This is a genomic window from Pseudomonas sp. EL_65y_Pfl1_R83 (assembly GCF_963970695.1).
GTDB lineage: Bacteria > Pseudomonadota > Gammaproteobacteria > Pseudomonadales > Pseudomonadaceae > Aquipseudomonas > Aquipseudomonas tritici.
Genome location: NZ_CAXAQI010000280.1, coordinates 1 through 503, shown reverse-complemented (window position 1 = coordinate 503; position 503 = coordinate 1). Strand labels below are relative to the sequence as shown.

Annotated in this window: 1 pseudogene; it reads right to left on the bottom strand. The window is 63.4% G+C overall.

Annotation, left to right across the window (positions count from 1 at the left end):
* Window positions 1-503: pseudogene (locus AACY08_RS28870) on the bottom strand (MFS transporter); the annotation flags it as partial.

Below are 503 nucleotides of genomic sequence, written 5' to 3'. Positions count from 1 at the left end.
AAGACGTCGTTAAACGCCAGGATATTGGCTTCGCGCGCCACCTGTTGCGCCAGCAGCGCGGCCCCTTCCGCACTGCGCAACGCCGGGTCGCCGACGACCCCGGCAACCCGCCCCGCCCCGGCGCGCAACCGCGCCGCCACCAACGGATCCGTCGCCACGATATGCTGCACCAACATGTTCGAATGAAATTTCTCGCGCACCACCTGAAAGGTCGACAGCAAGGCCGTACCGACCAGGCCGCCAACGTTCTGGCTGAGGCTGAACAGCACGACGAAGCTCACGAAATTGCGCCCGCCCGCCAGCAGCGTGCGCGCGATGCCGATCACCATCGCCTGGCCAAGGAACAGCAGCGACGCAAAGCCGATCATCGCCTGGCTCAAATACAGGTTGCTCGGGCGTGTCAGGTTGGTCGCATCTGAATCCATGAACGCGGCGATGGCGACCAGGATGATCGCGATTGTGATCGGCCGCGTTACGTTGTGTGGATCGAACGTGAAGATCGC